Source organism: Stenotrophomonas sp. FSL W7-1447 (assembly GCF_037966425.1).
GTDB lineage: Bacteria > Pseudomonadota > Gammaproteobacteria > Xanthomonadales > Xanthomonadaceae > Stenotrophomonas > Stenotrophomonas pavanii.
Map to the genome: position 1 here is coordinate 130,627 of NZ_CP150199.1, position 12,792 is coordinate 143,418.

Below are 12,792 nucleotides of genomic sequence, written 5' to 3' on the forward strand. Positions count from 1 at the left end.
GTGCCCGCATGACCCAGGTGTTCCGCGAAGCCGTTTCCCTCGAGCAGCTCAATGCGCTCAGCCGCAACACCGCGATCGCGTCGTTGGGCATTGTCTTCAGCGCGGCCGGTGACGACTGGCTGCAGGCCACCATGCCGGTGGACGAGCGCACCCGCCAGCCCTACGGCATCCTGCACGGCGGCGCGTCGGTGGTGCTGGCTGAAACCCTGGGCAGCAGCGCCGGCAACCTGTGCGTGGACACGGCGCAGCAGGTCTGCGTGGGCCTGGAAATCAACGCCAACCATGTGCGCGCCGTGCGCTCGGGCACCGTCACCGGCACCGCGCGCGCGCTGCACGTCGGCCGCAGCACCCAGCTGTGGGAGATCCGCATCGAGGATGAGCAGGGCCGGCTGGTATGCATCTCGCGGCTGACCCTGGCGGTGGTCGCGGCCGGCCACGGCTGAGCCCCGGAAGGCCGGTGACGGCAGCAGAACCCAGCGTTCCCTGCCGATTGCCCCGGTCAATGGCAGTTATGGCCTAAATCGGCTGGCAGCGATGACGGCCCTCCGGTATCGTGCGCGGATGACTTCCCCCACTCCGGCCCCCCGCGGCGGCGTGGCGCGTGTGTGCCGTTACCTGTACCGCGTACCGCTGCTGTTGGTCCACATCATCGTGTTCCTGCCGCTCATCCTGATCGGCATGCTTCGGCCGTGGGGCGAACTGCGCGTGGGCGAGGCGACCCTGGGGGCCAAAGTGGTCAACTGGTGGCAGGGGGGGCTGATGTGGATCTTCGGCTTCCGCCTGGTGCAGATCGGCACGCCGCTGCCCGGCGCCGTGCTGTTCGTCGCCAACCACGTCAGCTGGGTCGACATCTGCATCCTGCACAGCCAGCGCATGATGGGCTTCGTCGCCAAGCGCGAGATCGCCAGCTGGCCGCTGGTCGGGTGGCTGGCCGCGCGTGGCCAGACCATCTTCCACCAGCGCGGCAACACCGAATCGCTCGGTGGCGTGATGCAGGTGATGGCCGATCGCCTGCGCGAAGGCAAGGCGGTGGGCGTGTTCCCGGAAGGGCGTACCCGCGGGGGCCACGAAGTTGGCCCGTTCCATGCGCGCATCTTCCAGGCTGCGGTGGAAACCGGCGTGCCGGTGCAGCCGGTGGCGCTGGTGTACGGGGCCAACGGTGATGCGCAGACCATTGTCGCCTTCGGCCCCGGCGAGAGCTTCTTCGCCAATTTCCTGCGCCTGCTCGGCGAGCCGGCGCGGCGTGCGGAAGTGCATTTCCTGGCACCCATCGGTGCGCAGGACCTGGAAGGCCGTCGGCGCATCGCGGAGACGTCGCGCGCGCGCATCGTGGCGGCCATGAGCACCGGGTGAGGGTGCGGTGGCCCTGATCCCGCCACCCGTCCTGGACGCCGGCACGCCGACGTTGCACGCGGCTGACTACCAGCCGCCGCGCTGGCTGCGCAACCCGCACCTGCAATCGATGCTCAGCTCCAGCCGCATGCGCCTGCAGCGCGGCCTGCTGTTGCTGGCCGCGACCGGCGCGGTCAGCGAAGAGCTGATTCTCGATGGCGGCGATGGCGTGCGCCTTCAGGGCTGGCACAGCCATATCGAAGGCCGCGAGCCCAAGGGCATGGCGCTGCTGCTGCACGGCTGGGAAGGCAGCGCCGAATCCAGCTACATGCGCATGGCGGCCGCGCGCATGCTCGAGCAGGGCTTCGACGTGGTACGGCTGAACTTCCGCGACCACGGCAATACCCATCATCTCAACCCCGGCATCTTCCACTCCAACCTGATCGACGAAGTGGTGCATGCCGCGGGCGACATCGCCCAGCGCTGGCCGCAGCTGCCACTGGTGGCCGCGGGTTACTCGCTGGGCGGCAACTTCGTGCTGCGCCTGGCCCTGCGCGCGCCGGCGGCCGGCGTGCCGCTGCTGCGCGTGGCGTCGGTATGCCCGGTGCTGGACCCGGGCTTGACCATGGAGAACATCGAGAACGGTCCGGCGATGTACGACTGGTATTTCCGCCGCAAGTGGGCCGGTTCGTTGCGGCGCAAGCGCGATCTGTTCCCCGAACTGAGCGACTGCGACGACCGCGTGCTGAAGCTGGACATCCGCGCGCTGACCGCCTGGCTGGTCGAGCGCCACACCAGCTTCGGCTCGTTGCAGGCCTATTTCGATGGTTACTCGATCGCCGGCGATCGCCTGGCCACGCTGCAGGTGCCGGCCGACATCCTGATGGCGCAGGACGATCCGGTAATCCCGTACGCGACCTTCAGCGACTGGCAGCTGCCGCGCCAGGCGCACCTGGAAACCGCCTGCTGGGGAGGCCACTGCGGCTTCCTGGAAAACTGGCGGGGGGATGGCTTCTCCGAACGCTGGGTGGCGCAGCGGCTGCGGCGCGTGCTGCAAGGCTGAACCGGCACGGGCGCGCAGGCCGCTACAATGCGGGTTTGCCCTTGAACCGGACCGCCATGCAAGACCAGATCATCCAAGCGTTGCGCCAGAACGAGGCCGACCAGGCCGTGCAGCTGGCCCAGGCATGGACTTACGATGAACCCGGCCAGGCCGCGGCCCACCGCTGGCTGGCGCTTGCGCTGCAGCAGCAGGGCAGGGCCGAGGACGCGATGGACGCCCTGCAGCAGGCGCTGCAGCTGGCCCCGGACGATGCCCAGCTGCACCTGCAGCACGCCGGCCTGCTGCTGGCCCTGCGCCAGTTCGAGGGCGCCGGCGAGGCCCTGACCCGCACCACCGGGCTGGACCCGAACGCGTTTGCCGCGTACCTGATGCAGGCCCACCTGGCGATCGGCCGCAATGATTTCGACGAAGCACAGCGACTGTCCACCCTGGCTTCGCGCGTCGAACCGGACCACCCGGAACTGCTGACCATCGACGGCATGATCGCGCTGCGCCGCGATGACCCCGATCGCGCGCTGAGGCTGCTGTCGGCCGCCAACCAGGCCCAGCCCAACGACCCCCGCGTGCTCTACGCACTGGGCTTCGCCTACCTGGGCAAGGACATGCTGGCCTTCGCCGAACAGGCATTCCGCCGCGTGCTGGAGCTGAACCCGGCGATCTCCTCGCTGCATGGCCTGGTGGTGCAGCTGGCCATGCGCCAGGGCAACCTGGAAGCCGCCGCCGAAGCCATGCAGGTCGCACTGCAGCAGCAGGGCATGGATACGCCGTCGATGCGCCGCCTGGCTGGCGAACTGGCGCTGCGCAGCGGCCAGCCGCTGCAGGCGCTGGAACACCTGCTGCCGTTGCTGGAATCGGCGCCCGGCGACCGCGAGGTGCTGCAGCTGCTGCTGATGTCCTGGCAGCGCCTGGGCCGCGAAGACGAAGCACGCGCACGCCTGGATGCCGCGCTGGAGCAGCACCCGCAGCTGCACGACCTGTGGCTGGCGCGCCTGGCGGTGGAAGAGGTCGGCAGTCCCACTGCTGCCGCCACGGTCGAGCGCTGGATGGACACGATGCCGGGCCACCTGCCGGCGCTGGAAGCGCGCCTGCGGCTGCACGACATGGTGGGCGAACACGCCCAGGCCGAAGCGATCGCCGAGCGCATCGTCAGCCTTGAGCCGGGCCGCGTCAGCGGCGAGACCCGCCTGGTCGAAGGCCTGCTGCAGCGCGATCCGGCCGCCGCCATCGCCCGCGTGCAGGCACTGATCCAGATGGCCCCCGAAGGCCACCGCGCCGACCTGCGCACCTGGCTGGGCGAGATCCAGGATCGCGCCGGGCAGCACGAAGACGCGCTGCAGACCTGGCTGGCGCTGCAGGCCGACCAGGCACCGCAGCGCCTGCCGCTGCCGCCGCAGGCCAAGGCGCCGCCGAGCTGGCCGGACAAGGGCGAGATCGATGCGCAGGCCACTTCCGCGCCGATCTTCCTGTGGGGGGCACCGGGGTCGGGCGTGGAACGCGTGGCAACCGGCCTGGCCGCCGCCAGCCCGGTGCTGCGCAGCGACCGCTACACCTCCAGCGCACCCGACGACGCGTTCCAGAACTACCACACGCTGCAGGACCTCGCTTCCGGCGTGCTGACCCCGGAGCGGCTGGTGCAGCGCTGGCGCGAACAGCTGCCGTCGCGCGGCGTGCAGGACGACGCGATCATCGACTGGCTGCTGTGGTGGGACAACGCGCTGCTGTGGGCGCTGCGCCCGCAGCTGCCGCAGGGCCGCCTGCTGGTGGTGCTGCGCGACCCGCGCGACATGCTGCTGGACTGGGTGGCCTACGGTGCGGCCGCGCCGCTGGCGATGACCTCGCTGGCCGAAGCCAGCGAATGGCTGGCGCGCGCGCTGGCCCAGGTTGCCGCCCTGCACGAGGACGACCTGTATCCGCAGGTGCTGCTGCGCATCGACCAGATCGGCAACGATCCGCAGGCGATGGCCGATCTGCTGGGCCGCCTGTTCGAACGGCCGATGCCGCCGGCCGCGCAGCTGGGCGCGCCGCGGTTCCCGCCGGGCCACTGGCGCAACTACCGCGACGTGATGAGCGCCGCCTTCGCCAAGCTCACCCCGATCGCGGTGCGCCTGGGCTATCCGGAAGAGTGAGGAGAATGCAATGCAGCTGAGCAGCCACAGCCTGGCCAATGGTGCGCCGATCGACCGTGAGTTCGCCGCCGGCGATGCCGCAGGTTTCGCACCGGACCGCAATCCGCACCTGGCGTGGAGCGGGGTGCCGGAGGGCACCCGTTCGTTCCTGCTGGTATGCGTCGATCCGGACGTGCCGACGGTGCCGGAAACGGTCGGGCGCACCGACATGAGCGTGCCGCGCGACCAGCCGCGCGGCGATTTCGTGCACTGGGTGATGGCCGATATCCCGGCCTCGGTGCGCGAGATTGCCGCAGGCAGCTGCAGCGACGGCTTCGTGGTGAAGGGTAAGTCCGCACCGGCCGGCCCGGCCGGCAGCCGCCAGGGCCTGAACGACTTCACCGGCTGGTTCGCAGGCAATCCGGACATGGCCGGCGATTATCTGGGCTATGACGGCCCCTACCCGCCGTTCAACGACGAACGCGTGCACCGCTACTTCTTCCGCGTGTTCGCGCTGGACGTGGCGTCGCTGCAGCTGCCGGAACGCTTCACCGCCGCCGACGCCTACAGGGCCATGCACGGCCACGTGCTGGCCGAAGCGGCGCTGCACGGCACCTACACTTTGAATCCGGCGCTGGGCTGAGGCGGCATGACGGGTCGTGCCGGCCGCTGGCCGGCAACGCCCGTGTGCTGCCGGATCCGCGCAGGGCAGCCGGCCAGCGGCCGGCTCTACCCACAACGAAGAAGGGCGGCCTTGCGGCCGCCCTCCACCCGTCAGCCGACTGGCAGTCGGCTCTACATCACTTCTCGATGGCCGACTCGACCACCATGTCCAGCACGTACGCCTGCGACGGCGCATCGGCCGGCGGGTTCTTCACCTCGTAGCGCTTCACGCGCACCACGTTGCGCACGCCGTCTTCGTGGGTGTAGCCCTCGATGGTGCCGTAGAAGTTCTCGAACTTGCCCGGCTCACCCTGCTTCAGGCCCTTGTCGTCGAACTTCACTTCGCGCACCTGCAGGCACTGGTAGTCCGGAATCAGCGGGTGCGAGCACTTCTCGGTCTTGGCCGCCACTTCCAGGAACACGGTCTCGCCGGCGCCGCCATAGCGGGTTTCAGCGGTCGGTTCCGGGTTGAACACCAGCACGTCGCCCTTGGCGTTGGTCAGGGTCAGCGTGCCATCGGCACCCTGCTCGGCCTTCAGTTCGCCCTGCAGGCGGCTCGACACGGCCTCGTCCAGCGCCATCAGCGCCTTGTCGGTGCAGGCCATCATGGTCGACGCCATCGCGCTGACGCTCAGCTTGCCAGCGTCGAAGGTGTAGCCGCCGCCCATGCGGTTGCAGGTGTTGCTGACCGACAGGCGGCCCTCAGCGAAGTCCAGGGTGACCGGCTTGTCTTCGCGGGCGAACAGCGCGTCGATGCGCTTGCCGTCGGCGCCGGTGGCCTGCTGCAGCCGCCAGTGCTGGCTCTGCAGGCGCTGCGCATCCAGGTGCGCCAGCGTCTGCTGGTCTGCTGCCTTGGCCGCGGCCGGGGCCACGTCGTCGCCGCCGGTGCCGGCCGGGGCCGGGGTCTGGCTGCAGGCGGCCATCAGGGCCAGCGGAAGGAGCAGGGTGAGCTTGCGGTTCATGGTGATTCTCCTTGGGGAACCGTGGGGGAAACGGAGCGGGGCCGGCAACGGGGTTGCCACGCCCCGGCGCTGTTCAGCTGCCGGATGGCAACCACAGCAGCAGTGCCGCGCCCAGCGCGATGCGGTAGAGGGCGAAGGCGGTGAACGTGTGTGACTTGATGTAGCCCATCAGCCACTTCACTACGACGAAGCCGGTGACGGCTGCGGCAAGGAAGGCCACGCCCACGTCGGCCCAGTTCTCGCTGCCCAGCTGCCCGGCCCTGGCCATTTCCAGGAAGGTGTAGGCGCTGGCGGCGAACATGGTGGGAATACCCACCAGGAAAACGAACTCGGCCGCGGCGGCACGGCGGCTCAGGCCCAGCAGCATGGCCAGGAAGATCGCCGAGGCCGAACGTGAGGTGCCGGGGAACACGCCGGCCACCACCTGCGCCAGGCCCACGCCGATGGCCACCGTCCAGGTCACCTGGTCGCGGTCGGGCAGGCGTGCGGTGTAGGCCTCCACCAGCAGCATCCAGACGCCGCCGATGATCAGCGCCCAGGCCACCGGGCTGACCGTCTCCGGCAGTGACCAGCCGGCCTTGCGCACCACCAGGCCGACCACCGCGGTGACCAGGAACGCAGCGCCCAGCTTGAACACGTACTCACGGTTCTCGCGCTGGTTGAAGCCGGTGGCCAGCTGCAGCAGGCGCTGGCGGAACACCAGCACCACGGCCACGATGGCGCCGGCCTGGATGACGATGTTGAAGAAGTCCGAGCGGGCTCCCAGCCAATGCTGGGCAATGAGCAGGTGGCCGGTGCTGGAGATCGGCAGGAATTCGGTCAAGCCTTCGAGGATGCCCAGCAGCAGGGCGGAGAGCAGGTCGGACATGGACGGTGCGTGCACGCGCGGCGGAAGGAAGAAGGTCGAGAGGATAGACGATCCCCGCTGCACCAAACGGGTGCGTCCGGTACCCCGCGCACCCGTTTGGTGCGCGCCGTTCTGCACCGGCGTGGGGCGGGCTTAGTGAAATCAACGACTTGCGGGTCGCAAAAAGTTGGCACGGTCATTGCTGTACCTCAGCAGGCATTCATCCCCATCCGAGGTCGTACCGATGTCCGTGGAAAACGTTGAGAAGCTGATCAAGGACAACCAGATCGAATTCGTCGATCTGCGTTTCGTGGACATGCGTGGCGTCGAGCAGCACGTCACCTTCCCGGTCAGCATCGTCGAGCCGTCGCTGTTCGAAGAAGGCAAGATGTTCGATGGCAGCTCGATCGCCGGCTGGAAGGGCATCAACGAGTCGGACATGGTGCTGCTGCCGGACCCGTCCAGCGCCTATGTTGATCCGTTCTATGCCGATCCGACCCTGGTGATCAGCTGTGACATCCTCGACCCGGCCACCATGCAGGCCTATGGCCGTTGCCCGCGCGGCATCGCCAAGCGCGCCGAGGCCTACCTGAAGTCCTCCGGCATCGCCGAAACCGCGTTCTTCGGCCCGGAGCCGGAGTTCTTCATCTTCGACTCGGTCCGTTTCGCCAATGAAATGGGCAACACCTTCTTCAAGGTCGATTCCGAAGAAGCCGCCTGGAACAGCGGCGCCAAGTACGACGGCGCCAACAGCGGCTACCGCCCGGGCGTGAAGGGTGGTTACTTCCCGGTTCCGCCGACCGATACCCTGCACGACCTGCGCGCTGAGATGTGCAAGACCCTCGAACAGGTCGGCATCGAGGTGGAAGTGCAGCACCACGAAGTGGCCACCGCCGGCCAGTGCGAGATCGGCACCAAGTTCAGCACCCTGGTGCAGAAGGCCGATGAACTGCTGCGCATGAAGTACGTGATCAAGAACGTCGCGCACCGCAACGGCAAGACCGTCACCTTCATGCCCAAGCCGATCGTCGGCGACAACGGCAGCGGCATGCACGTGCACCAGTCGCTGTCCAAGGGCGGCACCAACCTGTTCTCCGGTGACGGCTACGGTGGCCTGAGCCAGCTGGCGCTGTGGTACATCGGCGGCATCTTCAAGCACGCCAAGGCCATCAATGCCTTCGCCAACTCGGGCACCAACAGCTACAAGCGCCTGGTGCCGGGCTTCGAGGCGCCGGTGATGCTGGCCTACTCGGCCCGCAACCGTTCGGCCTCGTGCCGCATTCCGTGGGTGTCCAACCCGAAGGCACGCCGCATCGAGATGCGCTTCCCGGATCCGATCCAGTCCGGCTACCTGACCTTCACCGCGCTGATGATGGCCGGCCTGGACGGCATCAAGAACCAGATCGACCCGGGTGCACCGAGCGACAAGGACCTGTACGACCTGCCGCCGGAGGAAGAGAAGCTGATCCCGCAGGTCTGCTCCTCGCTGGACCAGGCGCTGGAAGCACTGGACAAGGACCGCGAGTTCCTGAAGGCCGGCGGCGTGATGAGCGATGACTTCATCGACGGCTACATCGCGCTGAAGATGCAGGAAGTGACCAAGTTCCGCGCGGCCACCCACCCGCTGGAATACCAGCTGTACTACGCCAGCTGACCGGGCGCGATGGCGGTGGGTTCCCCCTCCCACCCGCCGCCATCGCTTCCGTTTTCGCGGCTGGGGAGCCGCAAGGCGGGCGCAGGCCCGTCGTTGTAGAGCGGACTGTCAGTCCGCTGCATTGGAACGCGGGCCTTTGGCCCGCTTATCCAGGGGCAAGAGAGAGACCGGATACGCGACCAGGGCCGCCCTCCCTCCCGCGTCGGTCGTGCAAGGAGAGAGGCACGGCCGTCCCGGCCCTGTATGTGTCCGGTGCAACAGCCACGGTCATCATCCTGATGACCCGTGGTTGCCTGATGCCAACGCGCGCTGGCGCGCTGGCCCCATCCACCATCGGGACATGCGCATGAAACTGATCTCCGCCATCATCCGACCGTTCAAGCTCGACGAGGTCCGCGAGGCCCTGTCCGATGCAGGCGTGTCGGGCATCACCGTGACCGAAGTGAAAGGTTTCGGTCGCCAGAAGGGCCACACCGAGCTGTATCGCGGCGCCGAGTACGTCGTGGATTTCCTGCCCAAGATCAAGATCGAAACGGTGGTCACCGACGAGCGTGCCGACGCGGTGATCGAAGCGATCCAGTCGTCGGCAGGCACCGGCAAGATCGGTGACGGCAAGATCTTCGTCACCGCCGTTGAACAGGTCATCCGCATCCGCACCGGCGAAATCGGTGCCGACGCGCTGTAACCCCCTTCCGGAGATTCCCCCCATGAAGATGCGCCTTCTCACCGGGTGGCAAGCCCGGTTCCACCTGGTGTGCCTGCTGATGCTGCTCAGCGCGCTGGCCGCCGGCGCCTGGCCGGGCAACGCCCACGCCCAGGCCCAGGTCTCGCCGTTGCCCAGCGAAAGCGTGGCGGTCGAGCCGCTGCACGATGCCGCCGCCACCGCCGCTGCGCCGGCCGTGGCCGAAGCCGCCGCCGCCTACGATCGTGGCGACGTCGCCTGGATGCTCACCTCCACCCTGCTGGTGCTGTTGATGGTCGTGCCGGGCCTGGCCCTGTTCTATGGCGGCCTGGTGCGTTCGAAGAACGTGCTGTCAGTGCTCAGCCAGATCCTGGTGGTGTTCTCGCTGGTGCTGCTGCTGTGGGTGGCCTATGGCTACAGCGCGGTGTTCAGCGCCGGCAATCCGTTCTTCGGTTCGTTCACCGAATTCGCCTTCCTCAAGGGCTTCACCCCGGAGTCGGTGGGCAACACGCCGATCAAGGGCCTGCCGGATTACCTGTTCGTCGCCTTCCAGTCGACCTTCGCCGGCATCACCACCGCGCTGATCGTCGGCGCATTCGCCGAGCGCATCAAGTTCCGCGCGGTGCTGCTGTTTTCGGCGCTGTGGTTCACCCTCAGCTACATCCCGATGGCCCACATCGTCTGGGGCGGCGGCTACCTGGGTGAACTGGGCGCGATCGACTTCGCCGGTGGCACCGTGGTGCACATCAATGCGGGCGTGGCCGGCCTGGTCGGCGCGTGGTTCGTCGGCAAGCGCCTGGGCTACGGCCAGACCGCGCTGAAGCCGCACAACGTACCGTTTACCTACATCGGCGCCATGCTGCTGTGGGTGGGCTGGTTCGGCTTCAATGCCGGTTCCGCCGCCGCCGCCGATACGGTGGCCTCGCTGGCCTTCCTCAACACCGTGCTGGCCACCGCTGCTGCCGTGCTTGGCTGGACCCTGGTGGAGGCGATCGGCAAGGGCAAGCCGTCGGCACTGGGTGCGGCGTCGGGTGCGGTGGCCGGGCTGGTCGGCATCACCCCGGCCTGTGGCACCGTCGGGCCGCTTGGCGCGATCGTGATCGGCTTCGTCGCCGGCGTGGTCTGCGTGTGGGGCGTGACCGGTCTCAAGCGCCTGCTGAAAGTGGACGACACTGCCGACGTGTTCGGTGTGCATGGTGTCGGCGGCATCGTCGGCGCGATCCTCACCGGCGTGTTCAGTGCACAGTCGCTGGGCGGTACCAAGGCCGATCTGGATATCGCCCACCAGGTGTGGGTGCAGGTGGTCAGCGTCGGCCTGACCGTACTGTGGTCGGCGGTGGTGACCGCGGTCATCCTGCTGGTGGTCAAGGTCGTGGTCGGCCTGCGCGTGACCGAAGAGGCCGAACGCACCGGCCTGGATGTGACTTCGCACGGCGAGTCGGCGTACGAGGCCTGACCGGCTTCACGGTTTCGCGGACGCCTCGTTACTGCCGTCGCACAGGCAGTAGCGGGCGTCCGCCCTCGGCGGCCCTAGGGCCGCCGATGTCTATCCACCGGCTGGCAGCGTCGGAGCAGATTCCGATGGCCGCCGGCTGCCAGAAGCCGCCTCGTCGGACATCACACTTTGCTGGGCAAGGCTTTGGCCCGCGTAGCTTGCCGGCTCTGTCGCCTTCCATGCGATTCCCCTAAAGTGCGGCCTCTTCCAGCCGAATACTCGTCGGGCTGGCAGTTATCCGCAGGGAAAGAGCATCGTGAAACAGGGACGTAAGGTACGCAGCCGCGCGTTGCGGTGGCGGTTGTCCGTGGGCGTGGGATTGGCCATCGCCGGCCTCCAGGCGCCGGCATGGGCGCAGACGGTGTCGCCGGAGCAGGAACTGCTCCGGCAGCAGGAGCGCGAGCGCCTCCTGCGTGAACAGCAGGAGTCCACGCCGGACGTCCGCCTGCAGCCGGCTACCGAAGACCTCGGCCACCTGCCGGTGGAGGAGTCACCGTGCTTCACCATCAACGCCATCGCGCTGCAGGGGGATCTTGCGGACCGCTTCCGCTGGGCGCTGGCGGCAGCTGATCCCCGCAGCGATCCCGCCACCGGGCGCTGCTTGGGTACGGGCGGCGTGGACGTCGTGATGAAGCGCGTTCAGAACGCGATCATCGAGCGCGGCTACGTCACCACCCGCATCCTGGCCGCACCGCAGGACCTGAAGGCCGGCATCCTGACGCTCACGGTCGTGCCAGGGCGCGTCAACGCCATCCGCTTCGCCGATGGAAAAGGCCGCACCCCCGCCCTCTGGAACGCGATGCCGGTGACGCGCGGCGAGGTGCTGAACCTGCGTGACATCGAGCAGGCGCTGGAGAACCTGCAACGCGTGCCGACCGCCTCGGTGGACATACAGATCGCGCCACCAGCCGACGGCGCGGCCGCCAAACCCGGCGAAAGCGATCTGGTGATCAGCTGGAAGCAGGCGCGCCCGGTACGGGTCAATCTGACCCTGGACGATGCCGGCAGCCAGAGCACGGGCAAGATGCAGGCCGGTGCCACGGTGTCGGTGGACAACCCTGCGGGCCTGAGCGATCTGTTCTACATCAACGTGGGCAGATCGGTGTTCAATGGCAGCGAACGTGGCACCGACAGCTGGGCGGCGCACTACAGCCTGCCGCTGGGCGGTTGGTTGCTGGGCGCCAATGCCAGCAAGTACGACTATGAGCAGACCGTTGCCGGTGCGTTCGAGAACTACGTCTACAGCGGCTCCAGCCGCAATGCGGAACTGCGTTTGACCCGCATGCTGTTCCGCAATGCGCACGCCAAGACCAGCATGTACGCGCGTGGCTGGTATCGCGAATCGGACAACTTCATCAACGACACCGAGATCGAAGTGCAGCGCCGCCGCATGGCCGGCTGGGAGCTGGGCCTGGGCCACCGTCACTTCATCGGCAAGGCGACGCTGGATGTGAACCTGGCGTACCGCAAGGGTACCGGTGCCTTCAACGCGTTGCGTGCGCCGGAAGAGGCCTTCGGCGAAGGCACGGCGCATGGCCGCATCTATACCGCGGACGCGCAGCTGGTCCTGCCCCTGCAGTGGGGCAAGCAGAGCCTGCGCTACATCGGCAGCTGGCGCGCGCAGTGGAACCGCTCGCCATTGGTGCCGCAGGACCGGTTCTCCATTGGTGGCCGCTACACCGTGCGTGGCTTTGATGGCGAAATGTCGCTGACCGGTGAGCGTGGCTGGTTGCTGCGCAATGAAGTGGGTGTGCCCCTGGGCGGCGGCGTGGAGGCCTACGTTGCCGTTGATCACGGGCGTGTTGCCGGCCCGTCCACGGCGCGATTGCTGGGCAACCGGCTCACCGGTACCGCGCTCGGACTTCGCGGTGGCACCCGCCACATCAACTGGGATGCGTTCGTCGGCAGCCCGCTGTCCAAGCCACGTGGTTTCCAGACCGCCTACACCACGTTCGGAATGAACGTGGGCGTCTCGTTCTGACACCTGCA

At 68.0% G+C, this 12,792-nt stretch carries 11 protein-coding genes; 9 read left to right on the plus strand and 2 right to left on the minus strand.

What is annotated here, in order from left to right:
• Window positions 1-8 precede the first annotated feature (8 nt).
• The 5 genes from NSQ78_RS00545 (at window position 9) to NSQ78_RS00565 (ending at window position 5,143) form a co-directional block, all read left to right on the plus strand.
• The gene (locus NSQ78_RS00545; protein ID WP_049466272.1) at window positions 9-443 is read left to right on the plus strand and encodes a hotdog fold thioesterase; all 435 of its coding nucleotides are present in this window, start codon (window positions 9-11) and stop codon (window positions 441-443) included.
• Window positions 444-561: 118 nt separating this feature from the next.
• Entirely contained in the window at window positions 562-1,353 is a 792-nt protein-coding gene (locus NSQ78_RS00550) for a lysophospholipid acyltransferase family protein (RefSeq protein WP_049466274.1), read from the plus strand.
• 52 nt (window positions 1,354-1,405) lie between these two features.
• Entirely contained in the window at window positions 1,406-2,395 is a 990-nt protein-coding gene (locus NSQ78_RS00555) for an alpha/beta fold hydrolase (protein WP_049466306.1), read from the plus strand.
• A 56-nt stretch (window positions 2,396-2,451) separates the two neighbouring features.
• Complete coding sequence (locus NSQ78_RS00560) at window positions 2,452-4,521, plus strand: tetratricopeptide repeat protein (RefSeq protein ID WP_064237385.1); 2,070 nt, start codon at window positions 2,452-2,454, stop codon at window positions 4,519-4,521.
• Between the two features lie 10 nt (window positions 4,522-4,531).
• Entirely contained in the window at window positions 4,532-5,143 is a 612-nt protein-coding gene (locus tag NSQ78_RS00565) for a YbhB/YbcL family Raf kinase inhibitor-like protein (protein ID WP_064237386.1), read from the plus strand.
• Window positions 5,144-5,300: 157 nt separating this feature from the next.
• Here the strand turns inward: NSQ78_RS00565 and NSQ78_RS00570 are convergent, their stop codons facing one another.
• The gene (locus NSQ78_RS00570; protein WP_049466280.1) at window positions 5,301-6,125 is read right to left on the minus strand and encodes an META and DUF4377 domain-containing protein; all 825 of its coding nucleotides are present in this window, start codon (window positions 6,123-6,125) and stop codon (window positions 5,301-5,303) included.
• A gap of 73 nt (window positions 6,126-6,198) precedes the next feature.
• Window positions 6,199-6,993, minus strand: coding sequence for an undecaprenyl-diphosphate phosphatase (locus tag NSQ78_RS00575; protein ID WP_057493697.1), 795 nt, complete (start codon window positions 6,991-6,993; stop codon window positions 6,199-6,201).
• 223 nt (window positions 6,994-7,216) lie between these two features.
• Here NSQ78_RS00575 and glnA point away from each other — a divergent pair, with 223 nt between their 5' ends.
• The 4 genes from glnA (at window position 7,217) to NSQ78_RS00595 (ending at window position 12,784) form a co-directional block, all read left to right on the plus strand.
• Window positions 7,217-8,626, plus strand: coding sequence for a type I glutamate--ammonia ligase (gene glnA, locus NSQ78_RS00580; protein ID WP_019661939.1), 1,410 nt, complete (start codon window positions 7,217-7,219; stop codon window positions 8,624-8,626).
• Between the two features lie 346 nt (window positions 8,627-8,972).
• Window positions 8,973-9,311, plus strand: a complete 339-nt coding sequence (locus NSQ78_RS00585; RefSeq protein WP_004134334.1) for a P-II family nitrogen regulator — start codon at window positions 8,973-8,975, stop codon at window positions 9,309-9,311.
• Between the two features lie 22 nt (window positions 9,312-9,333).
• Complete coding sequence (gene amt, locus NSQ78_RS00590) at window positions 9,334-10,764, plus strand: ammonium transporter (RefSeq protein ID WP_064237387.1); 1,431 nt, start codon at window positions 9,334-9,336, stop codon at window positions 10,762-10,764.
• A gap of 295 nt (window positions 10,765-11,059) precedes the next feature.
• A complete protein-coding gene (locus tag NSQ78_RS00595; protein WP_064237388.1) occupies window positions 11,060-12,784 on the plus strand; it encodes a ShlB/FhaC/HecB family hemolysin secretion/activation protein in 1,725 nt (574 codons plus the stop codon).
• The last annotated feature ends 8 nt before the right edge of the window (window positions 12,785-12,792 follow it).